This is a genomic window from Bacillus sp. FSL K6-0073 (assembly GCF_038006085.1).
Taxonomy (GTDB): Bacteria; Bacillota; Bacilli; order Bacillales; family Bacillaceae_G; genus Bacillus_A; species Bacillus_A cereus.
On the sequence record NZ_JBBOUN010000002.1, the window covers coordinates 484,117 to 507,746 of the forward strand.

The window sequence follows — 23,630 nt, forward strand, 5'->3', positions numbered from 1 at the left end:
AATTATGAAGGTTTTGTTAAAAATAAGATTAAAGCTTATAAATTTGTTGGGTATAATATGTATTACGATTTATTTAGGAGAGATAAATATGAATGGAATACCAGGGTTTTTCAAAAGATATATTTGAAATTCTGAGAAATAAAATAAAAACAAATGAAATAAATGAATTGCTTGTGTTAAAGAATTTATTGAAATAGTTAGTAGGTAAAGGGAAATATATGATTTAAAAGGCGTGGAATTCTCATATAAAAAGAAGAAAGGTGGGCAGTTATGGAAAAGGCAAGATCAAAGTTAAATAATGCAACTATTGAAGGGGGTATAGAGACATTAAAAGATGAAAATGAATGTTTACGTATGGAAATCGATTATTTAAAAAAGTTAAAGGCCTTACTTCAAAAAGAGAAGAAATTACAGAACAAGACTAAGTGGAAGTTTTAGTCTATCATTCTACGTACAATTATAGTAACGTGAATAGTCCAAAACAAATTTGTTTCGGACTAAGGATTCAATATTCTATCCAGTGTATGCAACATTTTTGTGAAAAATGAATTTTCTGATTTTATAACTAAGAAAAATGTATTACATTAATTAATAGATACTTCTACAGAGACACTAGGAATTGGTGGTGCTGGTGTATCTCCACCATTAGAAGAAGATTGTTGAGGTGCATGTAAACTATTCGTGCTATATGCTAATGCACTTATTACTACCATTTTTTTCGTTAATAATAAGAATATAATGAATATTTAAAGTGTCCTTATTCTGTTGTTTGTTATGGTTGGCGACTGCTATTCTTTTACTCAACTCATATTATATTTAATTGAAGTATTGAGAATAGAAGAATAGGAGTAGAAAAATTAATGTTTTTCCAAATAATTTATTGAATAGACTTAAAGGGATAAACAGCTCTCCTATGGTAAGGCTTTTGAGTTTATTCCTGTTTGGGTTTTTTAAAAATTCTTTAAATGTTTGAAAGTTTATTTTATTAATGAAAGACCAACTTGGCATAGCTTTTATGTCTGAATCTATTTTGAAAATGATATGAATACTATGTGTATGAAAGCTGCCTATACTTAAAATAAGCATAAATCCTAAAATAATGAACCAAGTCATTTTTTAGCACCTCCTCGTATGATTAAGTTAGGTTTTTTAGGGACGGGATGTACCTATAAACCCAAGAGTATCTATTTTTATGAGATACTTAAATTTGTAGATAGAGTGTTGCCGACCACCTCCTTGAATCTTTGTATTCGGTTGAAAGAATGGTACCTCTGTCTAATAAGTAGTTTACGAATGAGTTGGATGTTGATGACCATTGGTCATTCTTCGTATCTCTTACGAGGTAGTAGCGCTTATTAGTTCAGAGGAGGACAACACTATCTAACACTGATTAAAATAGGGGTGTAAGCTATGTTCTATTTAGGTATTGATATCGCTAAACATAAACATTATGCGTCCATTATCGATCAAACTGGAAAACCTATTACTAAGCCATTTCCCTTTCAGAATCACAAAGAAGGTGGACAAGCACTATTAAATTGGATGTACCGATACATTGAGTCTCCTACAGAAATAATGATTGGAATGGAGGCAACAGGACATTATTGGTTAGCCATTTATTCTTTTCTACTGGATCATGGCTTCTCAGTCGTTGTATTAAATCCAATTCAAACCAATGCCTGGCGAAAAGGAACAGAAATTAGAAAGCGGAAAACAGACGCCATTGATGCCACTATGATTGCCGATATCATTCGATTCGGCCGTTTTGTTGAAACTCCACTTGTGGACGAGAAAATGTTCGCTCTAAAACAAATGAGCCGCTTTCGTAATGCGCTTGTAAGTAATATGAGTGATTTAAAAAGAAAAGCTCTTGTCGTATTAGATCAGACTTTCCCAGAGTACCAAAGCATCTTTTCGGATGTTTTTGGTAAAACTTCTTCACAAATCTTACTTGAATATTCCTCTCCTAGTGACTATGAACAGATATCTATTGATGATTTAACACAAATAATTGAGCAAACCAGTCGTAACCGACTTGGGAAGAAAACAGCCAACAAACTAATGGAATTAGCCTCTAATTCGTTTGGTGTTACTTTCTGTAAAAACGCTTTTTCCTTTCAACTAAAAATGTTGATGGAGCAAATTCGTTTTATCGAAGATCAAATCAAAGAGTGTGAAGAAGAAATGTCACAACTTTTAATTGATTTAGATACTCCTATCATGACAATACCTGGCGTTGGACCGATTTTAGGTGCCACTATACTAAGTGAAATTGGGGATATACACCGCTTTGACAAACCATCTAAACTTGTCGCATACGCAGGCATCGATGCCTCTGTGTCCCAATCTGGGCAATTTGAATCCTCAGGTACGTCTATATCCAAACGTGGCTCTTCTCATTTGCGTAGAGCCTTATTCCAGGCGGCTATTACAGCTCATAAACATGACCCTGTATTAAAAGCCTTTTATGAAAAGAAACGAAAACAAGGAAAGCACTACTATGTTTGTATAGGAGCCGTAGCTAGAAAGCTGTGTTACATTATCTATGCCATTCTTAAAAGCAATAAACCTTATGAAATTCCACCACACACAACAGAAACATGAACTTCTCATTTTTTTGAAAATCCTTAGGTTTATTTGATACGCCCTTTTTTAGAGAAACACCCCCTATTTATATAAAAAATCCTCCTTGACTTCTCATAGTTGGTCTTTCAGTATTTAATATTAAGATATTAATAACGGTGAGGAAGTGTGCTATTGTCCATGAAAAATATTGAGAAATTGTTGAGGAAACGTTGAGACTGTTGCAATGCAATCGATCGTAGGATAGTTAACTATGCTTGTCCTGTTATATTTGTTAAAAAAGGAAAGAGAACAGTTGCGTAGACTGTTCTCTTAAGGAACGGAAGTGCTGAACATAAGTGCTGAACATTTTTCAATGACAATGATTCAAGCCTTCCAATTATAGTGTGTACAAATAATTACAATTCATACAAAGAGGCAGGTGTAAATTATTCATACATTAAAATTACTTTATTATAGATTGAGTGTATTACAAAGTACAAAGAGCACTTTTCAAAAGTGCTCTTTGTAAGGCGTACCATTAAGGACTTGAAAGAGGCATCATTGTCAATTCGAAAGGAGATATCTATATACAACATATGAAGATGATTTGAAAGGGTGACGATAAAAACAAAAAGACCAGTAAGGATGTACCGATTGCTCAGATTCAAGGAATTGGAGAGGGTGATTTATATTGTTAGGGAATTTTTTGAATGCTATTCCATTATGATAAACTATGCAGATGAATAATAAGAGTGAAGTTGTAAATTTATCATCTATAGTGTAATCTTCACCATTTGAAATAGGAACTCTTAAAATGTTATCCTGAGAAACTAGATGCGATCAATCATGTTGATAATCAAGTGCTTCGTCCTTTATAGAACCTGGGGAGGCATATGCCGCTGTAATTCTTCAGTAAACGTAAGCATTTAAAGATTCATAAAGAAATGCTATCCCTTCCTATAATTCTACAGAAAGGATAACATTTTTTTGCTTTATGGGTGGTATAAAACTTTAGCTTGATAGCGCTGTGATAATGCCCCATTTAAACAAATTTCCCTTTTTCATACTGATAATGTCCTTTTTTAGAGTCATCGTATCAGCATGTCGAAGATTAGGAGATTACTTGCAAGAGTCTTGGAATTATTGCAACCGTGCTGTGTTATAATTCTAAAGTACTGACATTTCATGTAGGACTTATAGATGTCGGTTTGACATATGAAATGTAAAATCAATCCGTCATTTTGAAGGTTCAGGCTACCATTATTTAAACTAACATTCACACTAAAAGAAGTACAAGGAGGAAGGTATATCTATTAAAATAGTGAGGTATACCAAATTAGAAATGAACATTAAATTTAATAAAAAAGTAGTAGCATTCACGGCAGGATTAACGGTATTATCTTCACCATTGGTATCGTTTGCAGAGGAACAACAATCAGTAAACAATAACCAATCTACAAGCCTTCAAGTGCAAGAGAACACAGACCAAATTCAAACAACAGATGAACAGGCTTTAAAAAGTATTGAAGCTAGTTTTGAAGAGGTAGACGGACGTGGTGGAGGTACTGTCGACAATAAGAAAGCAGATAGTCTTCAACGCTCAGAGGATATTCATGAAGAAACAGGCACATTAACTGTTCCTAACAATTCAAACAGAACAAAACGTAGTCTGTCTCCCATATCACCTAGCACCTCTAGTACAATAAACGGTGTTCCATTCACTGAATGGATTGTTCCAACAGGTAACGATAATATTCGCCCTCAAAACTACATGAGTCCAAAGTATATTACAATTCATGAGACTGATAATACAAGTGTAGGAGCAGGTGCTAGAAACCATGCTCAATACCTATATAACCAAGCAGTAGGTAACACGGAACGAGCTGCATCGTGGCATTTTACAGTAGACGATAAAGAGATTTATCAACATCTACCATTAAACGAGAACGGATGGCACGCAGGAGACGGTGATGGTCCAGGTAATAGAGAATCTATTGCAATTGAAATCGCAGTTAACAGTGACGGAAACTACAGTAAAGCAGTAGATAACGCTAAGAAACTTGTAGCTTATTTAATGAAAGAAACTGGTGTACCGTTAAATAACATTGTAAAACACCAAAAATGGAGCGGTAAAATCTGCCCTGCTAACATGATTAATAATGGGCAATGGGATGTATTCGTAAATAGCGTTGAGGGATATTATAATAATCTTTATCAACCAAAAGATGACATTACAGGAGGTTGGTATGAAGAAGCTATTCGAGAGTTAAATAGAAGGGGTATTATGATAGGGGAAGGAAACGGAGTTTTCGCACCCAATAGAGCGATAACAAGAGCCGAATTTGCTCAATTAATCTCTAAATCTCTAAACCTGCCAGCTGGAGATGCTTCATTTAAAGACCTAAACGATGCAAATTCAACTTTACGAGATGGTATTAAACGTACTGCAAGTGCAGGTATCATTCAAGGTAGAGGAGATGGTTATTTTGACCCAAACACACCTATTACAAGAGAAGAATCAGCAATTATTGTAAACAAGGCTTTACAGTATAAAGGTATATGGGGACCAGTTGTAAACCTACCATTCTCAGACAAAGACCAAATTAGCTATAAAGAAGATGTACAAAGATTGTATGGCTTAGGTATTGTCAAAGGTAAGGGTGAAAATCAATACGACCCTAAAGGAACAACAACTCGTGGTGAAACAGCAACATTCATTCTAAATATGCTACAAGTAATTGAAAATGGCAGTGTTGAAAAGGTAGTTGGAACGGCTCAAATTAATGGTATTGGGGTAAATGTTCGAAGCGGGTCAGGTACAAACTATTCTATTGTTAGAAAGACAAGTAAAGGCGAAAAAGTTACAGTATATGAAGAAAAGAATGGTTGGCTAAGAATTGGAACAGGTCAGTGGATTTATTATGACTCTAGTTATATCGATTATAACAGATTATAAAAGACTAAATACTTAAAAGAACAGGTCATATTTGGATATATAACTTACACTCAGGTTGTGAAGAAGACTTTCTTCACAACCTGTTTTTGTGACTGGCCCCTTTATTACCTATCAATACTGATGAAAAGAGGAGAAAGAGAGATTCATTATGGTGCTGGAATTGGGAAAGCATCGTAATTAGCGTGTATGCAATTAGAGGCTAAGGTTTTTCTGATAATTAAGTGGAGGTCACTATACGTACCCATCCAGCCCATATTTTGAAATATTTTAAAACGAAAAAATGAGCTGGATGGGTAAAAGTTAGCACAAAATTTCGTTCTGAGGGTACTATAAAACCTTCGCTTGATAGAAAAGAGATAACATTAACTTTGTTGCCTAGAATTGCTCGTGCTAGATGTGGGTAGATTCAAAATTTATAGGCTTTATTAATCATCATTTGATTCACCTTCATTTTGGTAGGTGTCTCCTTGGTTAAAATGATAAAAAATGCAAAAAGAACTTGTAGGCATCACTACAAGTTCTTTTTTAGATAATATAAAAAGGTGAAACAAACTATCTCATTACTCGTAACAGGGAAACTATCTTACTTAAGGCTTGGTTTCATTATATAACAAATATTAACATGCAGTGTTTTAATGTGTGAAAATTACGTGAATTAGCAAGCGAAATTTCATCTCTATTCGTTAAGAATTCCACTTATTCGTTTTTTAACACCTATAAATCAACGTTGAATGGATTAACAATATTTGCTAAAATAATATTATAATAATTATATATACATAAATTTATATAATAGAAAGATAAAAATTTACATATCACTAATTTAACGCTTAGCCGTTGATTAATGGAGTAAGGTAAATAACGAAGTACATTTAATATACAATTCTTTCCGCAGCATAAGATACGTAATTAAGACATTTGATAGAAATAGAGTGCGAATAATGAGAAAGATGCTGACTTGTGGGTTACACTAATCAACTTGAAATGTTATAGGGGTGTACAAGTACTACAGCCAAAAAGTGATTTGTAATGAATATCGAAGAGGCTTACGCAAAGTTATATGTGAGTCTATGTACGAAGGAAAAGGATAACGTTTATAGGAGGAAGCATGAGGGGTAATTTAATATATGTAACGGGGGAATAATATTATGAAATTTAATACGAAATTATTAAAGAAATTACTTGTATTAAGTGCAACGTCTGTATCAATTTTCAGTGCCTGCTCTGCAAAGGAAGTTGGGGATTACAAGCCATATAAGGAACAAGACTCTATAGAAGTCGCAAAGGTCGAAGAGGAGAAGTCTAATCCCCCTAAGATTGTAGAGAAGAAGTCCACTCTGCCTAAGGTCAAAGAGGATACAGAAGAACCTAAGAAGAAAAAAAAGCTACAACAAGTGGAGGAATCTAAGAATAAAGATGAGGAAATTAATGACAAATATCCGCATTATAAAGATGTACATGAGGACGCATCAACAGTATCACTAGAACAGTATAATCAAATCAAGGTTGGAATGCCTGCGGACAAAGTCATAGAGATAGCAGGAAAGCCTGGATCCAGCGAAACAACTAAATTGTTCTCTATCTATATATATTTAGGTCACGGTGGACACGGTTCGATGACTATAAAGTTTGATTCTAATAGAAATGTAACGAACAAAGAGCAAAATGGTCTTAGCAATACTGCAGTTAAAGATGAGAAGGCTAGCAAAGAACATGAAGACCCTAATCCTGAATCTGTTAAGAAATCTAGTGCTATAATTCCAAACGATTTTTGCGGACATGGACATGACGAAACGAAGGAGCTAGCGCACGACTGTGAAAAAATTACTGATAAGAAGGCATATAGAAGATATCAACTACAACAAAAGAGAGAAGAGCGAAAAAGACAAATTAGGGGCGAAGAACAGGAATTAATTGATTACGATCAGGGGGATGCAGCTTACAAGGAGCAACAGCGTATTTACGAAGAAATACAACGTAGAACAGAAGAAAGGGGATCGGTTGATTACGATTACGATCAAGTTAGAGCTCTTAACAAAGAAAGACAGCGTATGTACGAAGAAATACAAGAGTGAGATGAAGAAAAAGAGTGTAAAGTGTAAACTAAAAAAGCTAAATGGTACGAGGAGTATATTTCATAGATAGGAATTTGAATTATTGAAAAATCAAAATATGGAAGAGTAAATAAAAGACGCTAGTTGGCGTCTTTTATTTATCATTATTAGTAAAACTTCACTGGTGATTACTATTAATATTATAATATTTGATCTTGGAATTAACTTATTAGATAATGCTATTGATTGTATAACATCTGACAAATGACTAAAGATAATAAAAAAATTCTTGATACAAAAATCTAAATTGTATAATATATAGGTATATTGTTATTTGTTGAATTCCGTTTATTCCCACGCCTTATGTGTTGTGGTTGAGTTGCAGAAGCAAGTTGTGTTCTTGTTTCAATTTTGAAAGGGCTTCTTTGAGCCGATTAGTGCATATATAGCTTATTTTGTTATGCACATTTTTAATCGACTTGAAGAAGTCCTTTTGATGTTGTTTTCAAGTTGCAGGTGGGATTATTTATGATTCATAACAAAAAGATATAAAATAATGTTTGAATAGTATTAGTTGATCTAAAAGAGTAATCTAAAGAGCCCGATGATATATTGATTGATATAGATAAGTTATTAGGGAGTACAAATGAAGAACTACGATATAAATCATGTGATGGTAGTTTATACAGGGGAAAAGGAAGAACTAAGTGATATGTATACTTGGAGCTTCCTTTTTTATTGCAATTAGAAATCTGGTAGGAATAATTATGCATATAAAAATGATTTAGCGGAAAAATTTTATTTAATTTCAATACATAGAAGAAAAAGGAAAAAACAAATTCATAAAGGGCTAGTTTAAGTACGATTCATTTGCATAATTGAAAGGGGAAATGTATTGGTGAAACGTCTTGTTTCTTGCTGACCAAGGGAATGCAGAATGATTAGTAAAGAGTAAGAGCGTATTACTACTCTCACAATGGAAATTACATTAGAAAAGGGTCTGTCAGTGTTTACAATTTATTTGTTACATCGGTCTAAAAGAATTTGGATGGAGAAGTAAATGCTAAGTGAGAACATGAATGACATTTCTAGAACTTGAACAATTGTGCTTTTTGTAAATAGTGAAAATCAGAAGTAGAAGAGGCACAAGCGTTAAAGTGGACTGCAAAAGTGACAGAAAGAGAACAAGGACTAACATTATTTATAAAGATATCTAATAAGAAGTGTTATCGGATTTATATAGAAGGAGGGATAATACCAGAAAATATATAAATGTATATAAAATTTGAGGTGAATCCACCTAATTTCTATACATTAGTTGAATCAAATAATAGATGACTAGGGAGTGTATAACATCCATTTCCCAGTTAAATTTTCTTAGATAAATAGCATGAAATACAGTATGTTCTCACTCATTTGTATAAGGATAAAATAGCCTTTTATTTTTATGAAAATGAGTGAAACAGAACGATTCAACATATAAGAATATTCGACTATAATGAAACACTGTACGTCATTGTGATATTAAGATGTTTTAAGATTAAAGTGATTATTAGTCATAAAATATGAGTTTCGAGACCTCAGCAAAATATTGCAATGCTTTATATACATGAGATTGTAAAAATTATTTTATTAAAATTACTGGAGGCTGATGAAATATGATAATAGATCATATAAGCAACAATGTAGTAAAAAAATTGGAACAAACGGTGCGCTATGAAAAGAAACAGGTACAGGTATTACGTGTAAGTAAAAGTAGTTCTAATATGCACGCTTACATGATTTTCCCAGAATTCTCAGAGGTTAAAATTTCAAATGCTGAACTGGATGAATATATAGAAAATCTATCAACAAGTCTGAAATATGTCATTGATCGCAAGTTAAATCAACAAGAAATTGAAAAACAAAATCATTCTTTCATTATGACGTGCGCAGTTGAGGAAGATGGTGTTATAGATGATGAAACGATTCATTTTAATACGACGTATGTTAAGCCACCTACACTTGCGAGTAAGGTATTTAAGCTAGTGTGTGGTTTAGGAAATCGTTTGAATAGCTTAAAAGAGTTACATATAACAGTATTAAATAATAATATTAATCGAATTGAAATAGAGTTTTATAATGAAAATGAAACATATGTAGCAGTAGAAAAAGAAGAAATTGCAAATGCGATTATGAGGGCATATACAAAAGCCAATATCTATTATTCCGCAGATCTCCGTTATGTTGCAGAAGGAAATGAAATCAAATTAAAGAGCATTAAGCCAAAATTAGCGGGTGATGTGTTGTGAAGCGAGAAAAAGGGATGATTGGAGTTTTATGTACATTTGTTTTTATGATCCTAGTACTCATACCTTTACATACAGCTCATGCATCTGTAAAAGTGGATTTTAATGAATTGAAAGGAAATGATGTTTCTTCATCTTTTAACGAAGGATTAAACAATCGAACAAAAACGACAGAGAAAGACGATTCATTTGGGTCATCAATTATATAAAAAGTTGAGGGTATGTATGCACCAGCTTTTAAAGTAGGGGTAAATATCTTTTCTATCTCTTTCATATTAGGTGTTATTGTCATGGTTATGGCGTTAATTACAAAGAATGGTCAATGGATGAAATGGGCAACAGGGAGTATGATTTTCTCGTTCGTTAGTATGATGGCGATGAGATTAAGTGTATATTTCTTATTTAGTTCGGATGTATTTTCGTTTATGAACATTTTTACGGATTTTTTAGACCTGTTTAAATCAACAGCACTTATTTTTACACCCTTTATGTTAATTGCAGGAATTCGTTTACGAAGAATTCATGAGAGTACAAAACAACCTGAGTATTATCGTTGGTCTAATCGCGTTATAACGGGATCTTGTTTACTATGTATGTTAGCCGTACTGGCTCCATGGTTATTTGCGAATATGTAAAGAAATATATATAGATATAAAAGGTACTGAATGAACATTCAGTACCTTTTATCAACCCATCTGATTTTTCCTTTCGTATTTTGCAAATATTTCCTCTGATATAGGGGATAATTCGTTCAATTTTAATTGTTTTTTGTTGTAAAGGATTTCCTTTTGTAGAATGAACACTCCTTGTATTAGAGCTGTTATGCATACAAAACAGACGAGGAAGATAGAAACTAAAATAATATTTTACTTAGAAAAGTATTTCTCGTGTTTAAAAATGACTTAATTTATTTTGAAAGGATTGCTTGTTTTGAAAAGAAATCAAGAATATGCCGCTTTACGAAATTCTATCTTGATAGGTTGGCTGCTCACAATTATCACTATGGGCCTATCTATCTATTTTTCTTCTATTGTATATTTACTAATTGGATGTTTCATTTTGTCATTAAAATACGGATTAATGGGCACTATAAAGAATGTAGAAAAGCGTTTGCCAACTTGGGCTAATTTTGGAGTAATTGAAAAGCCAGTGAATCGGAGGGTGACAAGACCGTTTCAATTTCGGGGCGGACTCATTGTTTCATTAGGATTAGGATTCATAGAGATGGTGATAAAAGGTTTATGTATCTCATATTATATTTTAGGATTAGAAACTCATGTATATCGTTTAATGCGTAGAAACACAAGAAAGGAAGGCTTATATTATGAAAGTACTAATATTTGAATTAATTCTAATTGTGCTTCTGATACCGATTAATATTATGGTCAAAAACATGCACCAAAATGGAAAGGGAAAGCCGGAGAAAAGATGGTAAAACGTATATTAAGCAAATTAGATCACGAAAGGTATTGGGTGTTACATGATGTGACGGTTCATACAGAGTATGGTGATACAACTCAAATTGACCATATTATAATCGCGGAAACAGGTATATTTGTTATAGAGACGAAGAACTATGAGGGCTGGATCTATGGAAGTGAGAAGGCAGCAAGATGGACACAAGGTATTTTTAGAAAGAAACACTCTTTTCAAAATCCATTTCGACAAAACTATAAACACATGAAAGCAATTGAATGGGTGATGGAACAACAGCTGCCGTGTATTTCTATTGCAGCGTTTCATTCAAAATGCAGTCTAAAAAGAGTAAATGTTCATTCTAAACATAAACATGTCCTATATTATAACGATCTAAAAAAATGTGTCGAATCCTATATTGATGTGAAACTAACAAAGGACGAGGTCGAGCATATCTACCAAACTATTTTGCGAGCCAATATTACCGATAAGGATATTAAGAATAAACATGTGAAGTATTTACAGAATAAGTTTGCTAAACAATAAGAAATGGAGAAAGAGAGATGTTATATGTAATAGGGTTTTTAGTAATCTCCATAGTAGCTATTCGTCTTAACATGAAGTATTACAAGTTAAAAGGAGAACCAAAGGATTTTGTGAAACTAGTAAATAAATAGTTGTCGGGCTGAATTGACTTTAACGTATGGAAATAGATATACTTTGGATCTCCAACTTAGTAAAACACGCGATCACTAAGCTACTTATACGTTTATGAAGCGATTGATCAAAGATTTTGGAGAAACAACAGTTCTCACAACAGACAGGGCTTCAGCCTTATTTTGTGCGTTCAAAAAACTGAAAAAGAACGACCTTTATAAGCGTACAAAACATTGCACCGTTAAGTATCTTAATAACCTGATTGAACAGGATCATCGACATATAAAACGTCGCTTTACCAAATCTTCTGGATCCCAAAACATTCGTTATGCTTCACGTACTTTGAAAGGTATTGAAACCATTCATGCTATATATAAACGAAAACGAAGTTTGCAACAACCAAACTTCGCTTTTTCGACGTATAATGAATTACAACAATTACTAACGATTTCATAAAATCCATCTGCAATCATACTAACTTTTTCTCTGTTAAGAAACTTTGCAACAGAACTGTGTAAAAAGGATGGCATGTATTTTAATAAAAATTCTTTTGGATCAATGTTTGAGAAAAAGTTTTAATCAATCTTTTTTTATGAAAATCAAATTAACAATTAAAATAGAGACAGCCATTTTGAACAAAGATTGATCGAAATGGCTGTTTTTCATTTTCCACAAAATAAGGCTACATCCAATATTTTTAATCAAACTTTATTTTAAAGCTAAATTAGGTCGTTCTTTATCAGTTTATAAGGTTAAGGGGAGATTCATAGTATTTGGTCCACTTCTCGTATTAATAGCTTTGTATATTAACTGTTGGTTAATTTCAATCGAATGTTTTCTCCTTTATATTATAAAAGCTTCTTCTATTTTGGTAACTTTAAGTGTGAAAATACTTTTAATAGATATCTAAATTTACCAAAAGGCTAAATGGATAGAATATGATACATTCTTCAATTGTAGATTTTGTCGTTTATTGTCGGAATAAAAAGTTTTTAAAAATTGGATATTAGCTGGATATTTACTAGTAAATTTTGGTATAATCATTCATGTGGTTAAATTCAGACAGATTACACTATTTTGTATGTTTAATTTAGAGTGAATATTAAGTTTTTCCTTCGTTTAGAAATAATGGATAATTAATACTTTATATGGGAATATATAGTTTGTAGTTATTGTTAATAGTGACATTATAATTTTTTTAAAAAAGGATTATAGCAGTGACACTTTATGGTTGGTATAAGTCTAAAAGATAATTGAGGATGAGAACATGAATATGTAGTCTCTTTCTTAAGATTTAGTATTTTACAAATGACTTTTTAATAAAAAAAGCATTGGAAAATATCACGATTTGTATTTCAACTACCATATTCAATTTTATATTATAACTTTATCATTTGGGAGTATGTAGGGAAAGGGTCTCAGTTCCATGGCGTATTTTTTTAAAGAGGTTAAACGATAGAGGATACTTTAATGTATGCTGAATATTTCAGTGAAAGAGATTTGCTATATTAATAAATAGGTTAGGCTGTTAGTTTTATAGAAAGAAAGGAGGGTAAATGGATCAACTTACTCCGACAAATGACATATTTAAGAGAAAATGAGAAAATAGAAGGTGTATTTTATCCGTTTATTTTTATAATCTAAAATAAATATATAATCAACTGAAAACCACTTGTAGAAAAATACGGAATTAGATATGGGCAGCATTGGAACTTTTAGAAAAAAAGATTTGAATGTAATGTATTTGTATTCAATAAAAATAAGTATAGTCTTGCTTTTATGAAGTTAGATAACTAGTAAACTAAGAAATTTCCAAAAAGGAAAAATCAAATAAAAAGATTGGAGAGTAAATATGTATAGAACGTTTATGCAATCAAAAATTCATTGTGCACGTGTAACCGAATCAAATCTTAATTACGTTGGAAGTATCACCATAGATCGTGAAATTATTGATGCACTGGGGATTTTACCTAATGAAAAAGTACAAATCGTAAATAATAATAATGGAGCACGTTTTGAAACTTATGTTATTCCTGGGCCACCTGGGGAAAAAGATATATGCTTAAATGGTGCTGCAGCAAGACTTGTGCAAAAAGGGGATGTAGTAATAATAATATCTTATGCTCAAGTTCATCAAGATGAGTTAGGTAAATTTCGCTCACATATAGCAATAATGGATGAGGATAATAATATTGTTAGAATTATAAATGAAGAATTAGCGAATAGCGTGGTATAAGAAGTGCAATTAAAAAAAGAAGTTTATCGTGTTGATTCTATTTATAAGGAATTTAAAAAAGGAAAGAAAGTTGCCAATTCTGATGTTTCTTTTACGATACACCAAGGGGAGATTTTTGGATTACTAGGGCCAAATGGTGCAGGTAAATCAACTCTAATTAAACAAATGGTAGGACAATTAAAACCAACTAAAGGAAAGATTTATTTATATGGTCAAGATGTTTTACAAGATAGTTATTATGTAATGAACAATGTAGCATATTATTCTCAAGAAACATTTGCCTTACATAAATTAAAGGTTTATGAGGCAATTTATTTTACTGCCATGCTAAGAGGTGTTAAAAATCAGGAGGCCAGAAATGAAACTGAGGAACTGCTAGAACTATTGGACTTAACTAAATTACGGAATATGTATGTGAAAAATTTATCTGGTGGTCAAAGAAGAATGGTTGGTTTTGCTACTTGCCTTACAGGTAAACTACCAATACTCATATTAGATGAGCCAACTAATGATTTAGATCCGGTTAAGCGAAATATAGTATGGAACTTGCTTCAAAAAAAGAATCGTGAGGAAGGTACAACCATTATTTTAGTAACACACAACCTACTAGAAGCGGAAAAAATAGTTGATCGTATCGCTGTTATTAATCGTGGTAAAGTGATCGCTGTTGATTATGTAGGGCGATTAAAGCAGAGTGTAGATCAACGATATAAGTTAGAAATATCCTCTATGTTGGAGGAAGGAGATAAACTGAAAACAAATATGTCGAAATATGGGGAGATACAAATCCTAACTGAAAATCGTTTTAGAGTGTTGATTCCAAATGAAAAATTAAAAAGTGTTATAGGTGAAATTATTCAATATTTAGAAGTAGTAAGGTGTGAAGAGTATCGAATTATACCACCAAGCCTTGAAGATGTTTATTTACATTATGAGGGAAGAGACTAATATGAATACGAAATCTCATGCTTACGAAATTCCAAATAAAAAGACAAAAGTATTCAAAAAGTTTGTGAAACATTTTGTTGATTTTTATATATTAGCACGAATTCAATGGGGAATTATTAGGGATACTTGGTATTTGATTGTGTTTATGGCATCCATGTTTCCTTTTACATCACTATTTTTTCTAAAAGTTTTTAATGAGGATGCTTCTTTAGAGACAATTACGAGAATCATCGTTGGTAACATTGTGTTTGCAATTGTCCTTATGGGCTTAACCAGTGTAGCACAGGATATTTCCCATGAAAAAAATCAGGGACATTTTATTTATTATGCTTCTTTACCTATTTCTAGAATAACGTTTATTTTATCTGTTTTATTAAAGGGCGTTTTATCTGCTATACCTTCTATTATCATCTTGGCAATTGTTGGCCAATCAATGTATGGCATTACACTCCAATTTCATATTGGAATAATCCCAGTCATACTTTTTGGTATACTAAGTTGCGTTGGTGTCGGAGTTTTGATTGGTTTTTGGTCAAGAACTCCACAGGTTGCAGCTATTTGTGGACAAGTTGCAATGATGTTTATTACTTTTATGAGTCCTGTAATGGTAGAAATTGAATCACTACCTTCGATTATACAGTATATTTCATATGTATTACCGACAACATATTTGTCAGAAGCACTTCGACTACTATTTCAAGGTATTTGGTCTACCGCCGTTATACAGGATTTAATCGTGTTAATTGTGTTTAGTTTATTTTCAATTTTGCTAATTATTAAATTTATTAAATGGAGAGAAAGTAATTAACCATTTTGATAAAGGGAGGGGATTTTGTGTCTAAACAGAGATATCCTTTGACACACCCACAAAAAAGGGTTTGGGAAACTGAAAAGTTTGTTCAACATTCTCCGATATCAAACTTAATTGGAACAATTAAAATCAAAGGTTTATTGGATTTTAATAAATTTGAACAAGCTATCAATCTATTTATACTTAAAAATGACGCTATCCGGATTCGGTTAGTAGAAAATGATGATGGAGTAAAACAGTATATTTCACCTTATCATGAGAAAAAAATTCGAATTGTTGATTTGCAACAAAATAATAAAACGTTTGATGAATGGATTGCTCAAGAAACTAGTAAACCGTTTAATTTATTGGGTTCTGATTTATTTGAATTTATAACTTTTAAAAATGGTAGCAATGAAAGTGGATTGATGGTCAAAATTCATCATATTATTTCGGATGCTTGGTCTATTCATTTAATGGGAGATAAAATTATGAAAGATTATATGGATCTATGCAATGGTCTAGAAGTGAGTATGAACAAAGATCATTCTTACATGGATTTTATCACCCGTGAAAATAATTATAAATGTTCCAAACGATTTATAGAAGATGAGAAATTTTGGTTGGAGGAACTTCGTGATATACCTAAGCCAATAAGATTAAAAGAAGGAAATATAGCATTTAGAGGTACGAATGCAAAGCGAAGAACCTTCAATTTATCTTCTGAGATTACGTCAGAAATATATCAATTTTGTAAGATACATGAGATATCTGTTTTTACATTTTTTCTATCGATTCTATCGATTTATCTAAAAAGGATAACTGATCAAAATCATTTTGTCTTAGGTACAACTATTCTCAATAGAGTTAATCCGAAGGAACGTAAAACATTTGGTATGTTTGTCAGTACCATGCCGTTTAAGGTGAAGTTGAATGATGATATCACAATTATGGAATTTATGAAACAAACAAGCCGTAAGCAAATATCATTGTTACGAAGACAGCAGTATCCGTTTGATTTACTAACTAGAAAATTAAGAGATAAATATAATCATACTGAACGATTATTTGATATATCCTTAACCTATCAAAATTCAAAATTGCATCTCGATAAAAACGAAGCAATAAAAGGAAAATATGAAACAGAATGGCATTTTTCAGGACATGAGATTAATTCGTTAAGTATTCATATCAGTGATCGTGAAGAAAAAAATGAGTTGATGCTTGATTTTGATTATTTAACAGAATTATTTACGGAAACGGAAATTGAAAATCATTTTAGTAGGATTGTTCAAATCATCATGAATTTATTTGCTTATGGTGATGAAGGAATATCTGAATTAGAAGTAATTTCAACGGATGAAAAGTACCAGTTGTTAATGGCGTTTAGTGGTGAGAAGTCAGAATATGATAGAACAAAAACGATTCATCAGTTATTTGAAGAACAAGTAACCAAAACACCAAACAAGACTGCGGTTGTGTTTGGTCATCAAAAACTAACTTATCAACAATTGAATAATCGGGCAAATCAGCTTGCACGTTTATTGCAAAAAAAAGGTGTCCAACCTTTGACACGTGTCGGAGTTATGGTTGATCGCTCAATTGAAATGTTGGTCGCTATTTTTGGGATAATGAAAGCTGGTGGGACGTACATTCCAATTGATCCTAATTATCCAACTGGTAGAATTAATTACATGATTAATAATAGTTGTATAAAACTATTATTAATCAATTCGCAGATTCATAATGTGGAATTTGATGGTTGGAAAATAAACCTTACAGATTTGAGAATTGATCAAGAAAGTGAAGAAAATTTACCTAATTTAATGAAAGCTCATGACGCTGTTTACATAATGTATACATCTGGATCGACTGGGAGACCAAAAGGTATTAGTATTGACCATCAATCCTTACATAATTTTATTCATGGATTTACTCGTACAGTAGATTTCTCGTCAAATCAAACAATTCTATCCCTTACTTCTATGTCTTTTGATCCATTTGTAGTGGAATCTTTTCTTCCTTTGTCTTTAGGAATGACAGTTGTTATTGCAGATGAAGAACAAAGGAAAAACCCGGAGAAAACAAAGAATTTAATTCGACAGCATGAAGTGGATGTTATCCAACTTACACCGTCACGCTTACAACTTTTGCTAGAGGATGAAAATAATAATTCTTTGCATCATTTACAAATGGTACTAGTTGGCGGAGAGGTGCTGACAAAAAGTCTAGTTCAAAAGCTGAAACAAAGAACAAATGCGAAGCTTTATAACATTTATGGTCCAACGGAAACAACTGTATGGTTAACCGTCAAAGAAATGGATGCTTCTCCTAAGCTGATAACGGTTGGGAAGCCAATTGCAAACAAAGAAATATATATTCTCGATAAAAATGAACAGTTACAACCAATAGGAGTGATTGGTGAATTATGTATATCAGGTGAGGGAATCGCAAATGGGTACCTTTCAAATCAAGGTGTCTCATCATCTGAATTTGTGGAGAATCCATTTAAACCCAACCAAAAAATGTATAAATCAGGAGATTTAGCAAGATGGCTACCTAACGGAGAACTGGAAATTATTGGTAGAAATGATGATCAAGTAAAAATTCATGGCATACGAATGGAATTAGGAGAGATTCGAAATCAGATTATGAGTCATCCAAAAATTGATGAGGCGGTTGTTGTTGTTAAAAAGTACAATGAAGAGCAACATCTTTGTGCATATTATATAGCCAAAGAACCTGTTTCATTGGAAGAAATCAGGGGGTACTTAACGTTCAATTTACCAAGTGCGATGATTCCAACATATTTCTTTCCACTGAATCAAATGCCGTTAACACCAAATGGTAAAGTTGACAAAAAAAACTTACCGCTTCCATATACAAATAATCAATTGAAGAATGTTTATACAGCCCCAAGGAGTGACATTGAAATAAGATTAACTAAGATTTGGGCAAGGATTTTTAATAAAAACTTCTTGGAAATTGGTATTAACGATCATTTTCTTGATTTGGGTGGTCACTCATTAAAAGCGATTGAGCTGGTAACTAGTGTACAAAAAGAATTTCAGGTCGATTTATACATTAAAGATATATTTCAATATACAACGATTAAACGATTATCAGAATATATAGAATCCTCAGCCCTTGTAGAGCGAGGAAAAATAATGCCTGTTGCGTATAGAAGTAATTATCCTGCTTCAAGCTCTCAAAAACGCTTATTTATTATTAATCAAACTAACAATACAACAAATTATAATATGCCGGGCGTTTTTGAAATCCATGGTAAAGTGAATGAAGAGCAAATAAATGAGATTTTCCAAAAAATCATTGAAAGGCATGAAGCTTTTCGAACATCTTTTAGAATTGTTGATGGTATCACAGTACAAGAAATTCATCGTAATGTAAATTTCCATGTCACATCAATAATGTTACAAAACCTTGACTCTACAGAATTGATTCATTCGTTGATTCAACCATTTGACCTATCGAAAGCACCATTACTTCGTGTGTACTTGATTCATGTACAAAAAGATAAATGGTTGTTATTTGTTGATATGCATCATATTATCTCAGACGGTACATCCATAAAAATTCTGATTGAAGATTTTATTCAGTTATATGAAGGTAAGAGTTTGTCACCACTTAAAGTACAATATAAAGATTTCTCTAATTGGCAAGAAACATATTTACTTTCAGATGCCATGAAGAAACAGGAAGATTATTGGTTAAATGTTTTTTCAAAAGAGATACCCGAATTAAATCTTCCAATAGATAGAGCAAGACCATCCATTTCTTCATATGAAGGAGACCATCTAACATTCGTGATAGAACGTGGATATCTTTCTAAATTAAAAGAGATTGCAAGAAAGCAGGAAGCAACATTATTTATGGTTGTTTTTTCAATTTACAATATCCTGTTAGCTAAGTACAGTGATCAAGAGGATATCACGACAGGCATTCCAGTTATTGGTAGGAAAAATAATGAAGTTAAAGATGTTATTGGAATGTTTGTAAATACATTAGCTATAAGAAGTTATCCAGATTCAACGATGCAATTTGAAGAATTTTTAGGGCATGTGAAAGATAATTTACTAAAAGCATATGAAAACCAGGAGTATCCATTCGAAAATCTAATCAATATGCTTGATTTACCTTTTGATAGAAGTAAATCACCTTTATTTAATACTATGTTTACGATGCAAGATACAAAATTTGATTCCCTAACTGTGGGAGATTTATCAATTCATCCTGTTGAGGTAAATAATAAAGATATAAAATTTGATTTGGGTTTTGAGGTGAAAGAAAAAACGGAAGAGCTTGAAGTGAAAATAGAATATAGTACAGAACTGTTTAATCGTGAAACAATACAAAAAATGAAAAGGCATTTTATGGGAATTGTTGACCGAGTTACCAATGAAACAACTGTACTATTATCGGATATACAACTGTTAAGCAAAGAGGAACAAAATAAACAAATTTATGAGTGGAATAACACACAACAATTAATTGATATATCAAAAGGATATCATGAACGATTTGAGGAACAGGTGAATCGTACGCCAAATAATGTTGCGATAATTGAAAATCATCGTTCCCTAACTTATAAAGAAGTAAATGAGAGAGCTAATCAAATTGCTCGCTATTTACGGTCAAATGGTATAGCGTCTGAGAGTATTATTGGAATTATGCTAGAACGATCATCCGACATGATTGTTGGAATACTAGGGATTTTAAAAGCTGGTGCAGCCTATTTACCAATCAATCCGAATTTACCTTTAGAAAGAATGAATTACATCATTCAGGATAGTAAAATAAACATCTTATTAACAAATGGTTCTGTGGAGCAAGATATTATATTTTCAGGATCAATTATAGATATGAATGATAGCAAAATTGAGCAACTAGATAACAAAAATCTTCATCTTGTTACAAAACCTAATAGTCTTGCATATGTCATTTACACCTCGGGGTCAACTGGTAAACCTAAAGGAGTAATGATTGAACATCAATCTCTAATTAATAGGATTCAATGGATGCAGAGTAAATACCCTTTAACAGAAGCTGATATTATTATGCAAAAAACACCGTTTACTTTTGATGTATCTGTATGGGAATTGTTATGGTGGTCCTTATATGGCGCTAAAGTATATATGCTTCCACCAAATGGTGAAAAAGAACCAGTAGTGATTTGTGAAGCAATTGAGAAGCATGAGATTACTGTTATGCATTTTGTGCCAACAATGTTTACTATGTTTTTGGAACACCTAAAAAATTATAAAGGATATTATGACTTTAGTCACTTGAGGAGAATATTTACTAGTGGAGAAGCATTATTGAACACTCATGTTTCTGTGTTTTATGAATATTTAAATAAACGGTTTGGAACGAGATTAACGAACTTATATGGACCAACTGAAGCAACGATTGATGTTTCTTATTATGATTGTGATGATGTTACGACATCTATTATTCCAATTGGAAAACCTATATCAAATATGTCTCTTTATATCTTGAATAAACATTATCAAATACAACCTGTTGGAGTAGAAGGAGAGCTGTATATAGCGGGAATTGGACTTGCTAGAGGATATTTAAATCGAAAAGAATTAACAGATGAAAAATTTATTGATAATCCATTTATTCCAGGAACAAAAATGTATCAAACAGGTGATATTGCGAGATATTTGCCTGATGGAAATATTGAATATTTAGGGCGTACTGATGATCAGGTAAAAATACGAGGAAATCGTGTGGAAATAGGGGAAATTGAAACAAACTTAATTTCACATGAAGAAATAGTGGATGCAGTTGTAATTCCAGTACAGGATGAAAATGGTAGTCATGAATTATATGTGTATTATATTGCAAATCAACCCATCTCTAATTTGGAGTTGCGAAACTATCTATCTAAAATGTTACCAGATTATATGTTGCCTTCTATGTACGTTTGTATAGACAGTATTCCATTTAATGCAAGTGGGAAGGTTGATCGCAAAGCCCTGGTGCAGTTGAAGGATATCACGAAGAGTAGAAAATACGTAGCACCAAGGAATGATGTTGAACAAAGGTTAACACAGCTCTGGGCTGATTTTCTTAATATAGATGCACAACAAATTGGAATTACGGATAGCTTTTTTGAATTAGGTGGTCATTCTCTTAAAGCTGTATCCATCATTTCTAAGATATATGAAGAATTTGGTGTTCAATTATCGTTGAAAGATATATTCCATTCACCAACGATAATTGAACAAGCAGAAATATTATTTCAAAATTATAATAGGGAGAAGTACGCCAAAATTGAAATTGCTAAAGAAAGAGAATATTATCCTCTTACTTCTTCACAAAAAAGTTTGTATATCTTAGAACAGATAAATGAGATGGACACTAGTTATAATCTATCAGAGGTATTGTTACTTAAAGGAGTGCTAAATAAAGAAAAGTTCAGGGAGAGTTTACAGAGACTTGTGGACAGACATGAATCGTTAAGAACAAGTTTCTCTTATAAAAATGGTGAACTCATTCAAGTGATACACAAAAACAAAAAATTTGAAATTATAGAAGAAAAGGGGTCTTATTGTGATATTGATAAACTAATTGAACAATTTATAAAGCCTTTTAATTTAAATAAAGCCCCGCTATTTCGAGTTAAGTTAATTAACCTTGAAGAAAATGAGTATCTATTGTTATTTGATATGCATCATATCATTGCAGATGGTATTTCATTAGACATACTGATTCGTGATTTTATTGCATTTTATCATGATACAGAATTACCAAAGCTTGAGGTGCAATACAAAGATTATGTTCTTTGGAAAGAAAATCTGTTGAATACAGAAAGAATGCATAGACAAGAAATGTATTGGAAAAAAGTCTTTCAAAATAAAGTTTTGCAATTAAATTTACCATATGATTTTACGAGGCCTAACCGTTTAACAGTTGAAGGGAAAACAATTTCAACAGTACTAGATAAACAGACCTCTTCAACATTACGCTCCATTGCTGCAAGATTGGAAAAAACATTATATGTAGTATTATTCGGTGTTTATAATGTTCTCTTATCAAAATATACTGGTAATACGGATCTTGTTGTAGGTACTCCTACTGCAGGTAGGCGGCACCCGGACGTGAAGAACTTAGTTGGGATGTTTGTGAATACATTAGCCATTCGGAGTTATCCTGAAAATGAAAAAACTTTCTTAGATTATTTAGAAGAATTAAATGATTCCATTCTAGATGCTTATGAGAATCAAGATTATCCATTTGAAGAGTTACTAGATGAACTTCATATTGAGAGATCTGAAAGTGGAAACCCACTATTCAATACTATGTTTGATATGAAAGTAAGTAATCATGAGATTAGTATGGATGGATTAAGAATCAAAAAGTATCCATTTAATAGAGGTACTTCTAAATTTGATTTGAGTTTAGAAACGGAAGAATTAGATGAAAGATTTATTTTCAGGTTTGAATACAATACGTATTTATTTAAGAATGACACAATTCAGAAAGTAGCAGAAGACTTTTTGAAAATTTTAGAGATTTTGGTTAAGAATCCACAAATATTGTTAGCTGAGGTTCAATTAGAAAATGAAATTCAGGAATTAGAACCAGTGAGTATGGAAGACATAGAATTTTCTTTTAATAATTAGGAAAATAATTCTTGTGAAATCTTATTAATCCTCATTTTGTTTTACTCGCAAACAGTAGAGAGAGGTTT

12 protein-coding genes and 3 pseudogenes are annotated in these 23,630 nt (G+C 32.2%); 13 read left to right on the forward strand and 2 right to left on the reverse strand.

Going from position 1 to position 23,630, the window contains the following annotated elements:
- The first annotated feature begins 270 nt into the window (after positions 1-270).
- Positions 271-438 (forward strand): hypothetical protein, encoded by a 168-nt coding sequence (locus MHB52_RS30195; RefSeq protein WP_000409540.1) that lies wholly within the window; start codon positions 271-273, stop codon positions 436-438.
- A 146-nt stretch (positions 439-584) separates the two neighbouring features.
- On the opposite strand, the gene MHB52_RS30200 is transcribed toward MHB52_RS30195, so the two are convergent.
- Together MHB52_RS30200 and MHB52_RS30205 are read right to left on the reverse strand one after the other, a co-directional pair.
- On the reverse strand, positions 585-713 hold the full coding sequence (locus MHB52_RS30200; RefSeq protein ID WP_002006226.1) for a hypothetical protein: 129 nt from the start codon (positions 711-713) through the stop codon (positions 585-587).
- A gap of 103 nt (positions 714-816) precedes the next feature.
- The gene (locus tag MHB52_RS30205) at positions 817-1,113 is read right to left on the reverse strand and encodes a hypothetical protein (RefSeq protein ID WP_000219741.1); all 297 of its coding nucleotides are present in this window, start codon (positions 1,111-1,113) and stop codon (positions 817-819) included.
- Positions 1,114-1,410: 297 nt separating this feature from the next.
- Between MHB52_RS30205 and MHB52_RS30210 the strand changes: the two genes are divergently transcribed.
- The 12 genes and pseudogenes from MHB52_RS30210 (at position 1,411) to MHB52_RS30265 (ending at position 23,562) form a co-directional block, all read left to right on the forward strand.
- Positions 1,411-2,604: an IS110-like element ISBth13 family transposase gene (locus tag MHB52_RS30210; RefSeq protein ID WP_061663050.1), complete on the forward strand. Its 1,194-nt coding sequence runs from the start codon at positions 1,411-1,413 to the stop codon at positions 2,602-2,604.
- Positions 2,605-3,907: 1,303 nt separating this feature from the next.
- Entirely contained in the window at positions 3,908-5,521 is a 1,614-nt protein-coding gene (locus MHB52_RS30215; RefSeq protein WP_061664673.1) for an S-layer homology domain-containing protein, read from the forward strand.
- Positions 5,522-6,669: 1,148 nt separating this feature from the next.
- The gene (locus MHB52_RS30220) at positions 6,670-7,596 is read left to right on the forward strand and encodes a hypothetical protein (RefSeq protein WP_061664659.1); all 927 of its coding nucleotides are present in this window, start codon (positions 6,670-6,672) and stop codon (positions 7,594-7,596) included.
- A 1,637-nt stretch (positions 7,597-9,233) separates the two neighbouring features.
- On the forward strand, positions 9,234-9,866 hold the full coding sequence (locus MHB52_RS30225; protein ID WP_061664661.1) for a hypothetical protein: 633 nt from the start codon (positions 9,234-9,236) through the stop codon (positions 9,864-9,866).
- Positions 9,863-10,498 (forward strand): annotated as a pseudogene (locus MHB52_RS30230) (hypothetical protein). The gene MHB52_RS30225 and the pseudogene MHB52_RS30230 overlap by 4 nt, the downstream one beginning before the upstream one ends.
- Before the next feature lie 295 nt (positions 10,499-10,793).
- The gene (locus MHB52_RS30235) at positions 10,794-11,207 is read left to right on the forward strand and encodes a hypothetical protein (protein WP_061664664.1); all 414 of its coding nucleotides are present in this window, start codon (positions 10,794-10,796) and stop codon (positions 11,205-11,207) included.
- Positions 11,188-11,825: pseudogene (locus MHB52_RS30240) on the forward strand (nuclease-related domain-containing protein). Before MHB52_RS30235 ends, MHB52_RS30240 begins: the two are co-directional and overlap by 20 nt.
- Before the next feature lie 168 nt (positions 11,826-11,993).
- Positions 11,994-12,392: pseudogene (locus MHB52_RS30245) on the forward strand (DDE-type integrase/transposase/recombinase); the annotation flags it as partial.
- A gap of 1,396 nt (positions 12,393-13,788) precedes the next feature.
- Positions 13,789-14,172, forward strand: coding sequence for an aspartate 1-decarboxylase (gene panD, locus MHB52_RS30250; RefSeq protein WP_061664666.1), 384 nt, complete (start codon positions 13,789-13,791; stop codon positions 14,170-14,172).
- Between the two features lie 3 nt (positions 14,173-14,175).
- Positions 14,176-15,120 (forward strand): ABC transporter ATP-binding protein, encoded by a 945-nt coding sequence (locus tag MHB52_RS30255; RefSeq protein WP_061664667.1) that lies wholly within the window; start codon positions 14,176-14,178, stop codon positions 15,118-15,120.
- 1 nt (position 15,121) lies between these two features.
- Positions 15,122-15,928, forward strand: a complete 807-nt coding sequence (locus MHB52_RS30260; RefSeq protein ID WP_061664669.1) for an ABC transporter permease — start codon at positions 15,122-15,124, stop codon at positions 15,926-15,928.
- A gap of 26 nt (positions 15,929-15,954) precedes the next feature.
- Positions 15,955-23,562, forward strand: a complete 7,608-nt coding sequence (locus MHB52_RS30265; protein WP_061664671.1) for a non-ribosomal peptide synthetase — start codon at positions 15,955-15,957, stop codon at positions 23,560-23,562.
- Positions 23,563-23,630: the final 68 nt, after the last annotated feature.

Excerpts from the sequence above, each read along its gene's own strand:
- MHB52_RS30195 (WP_000409540.1), top strand. The coding sequence starts at position 271 with ATGGAAAAGGCAAGATCAAAGTTAAATAATGCAACTATTGAAGGGGGT.
- MHB52_RS30200 (WP_002006226.1), bottom strand. The coding sequence starts at position 713 with ATGGTAGTAATAAGTGCATTAGCATATAGCACGAATAGTTTACATGCA.
- MHB52_RS30205 (WP_000219741.1), bottom strand. The coding sequence starts at position 1,113 with ATGACTTGGTTCATTATTTTAGGATTTATGCTTATTTTAAGTATAGGC.
- MHB52_RS30210 (WP_061663050.1), top strand. The coding sequence starts at position 1,411 with ATGTTCTATTTAGGTATTGATATCGCTAAACATAAACATTATGCGTCC.
- MHB52_RS30215 (WP_061664673.1), top strand. The coding sequence starts at position 3,908 with ATGAACATTAAATTTAATAAAAAAGTAGTAGCATTCACGGCAGGATTA.
- MHB52_RS30220 (WP_061664659.1), top strand. The coding sequence starts at position 6,670 with ATGAAATTTAATACGAAATTATTAAAGAAATTACTTGTATTAAGTGCA.
- MHB52_RS30225 (WP_061664661.1), top strand. The coding sequence starts at position 9,234 with ATGATAATAGATCATATAAGCAACAATGTAGTAAAAAAATTGGAACAA.
- panD (WP_061664666.1), top strand. The coding sequence starts at position 13,789 with ATGTATAGAACGTTTATGCAATCAAAAATTCATTGTGCACGTGTAACC.
- MHB52_RS30260 (WP_061664669.1), top strand. The coding sequence starts at position 15,122 with ATGAATACGAAATCTCATGCTTACGAAATTCCAAATAAAAAGACAAAA.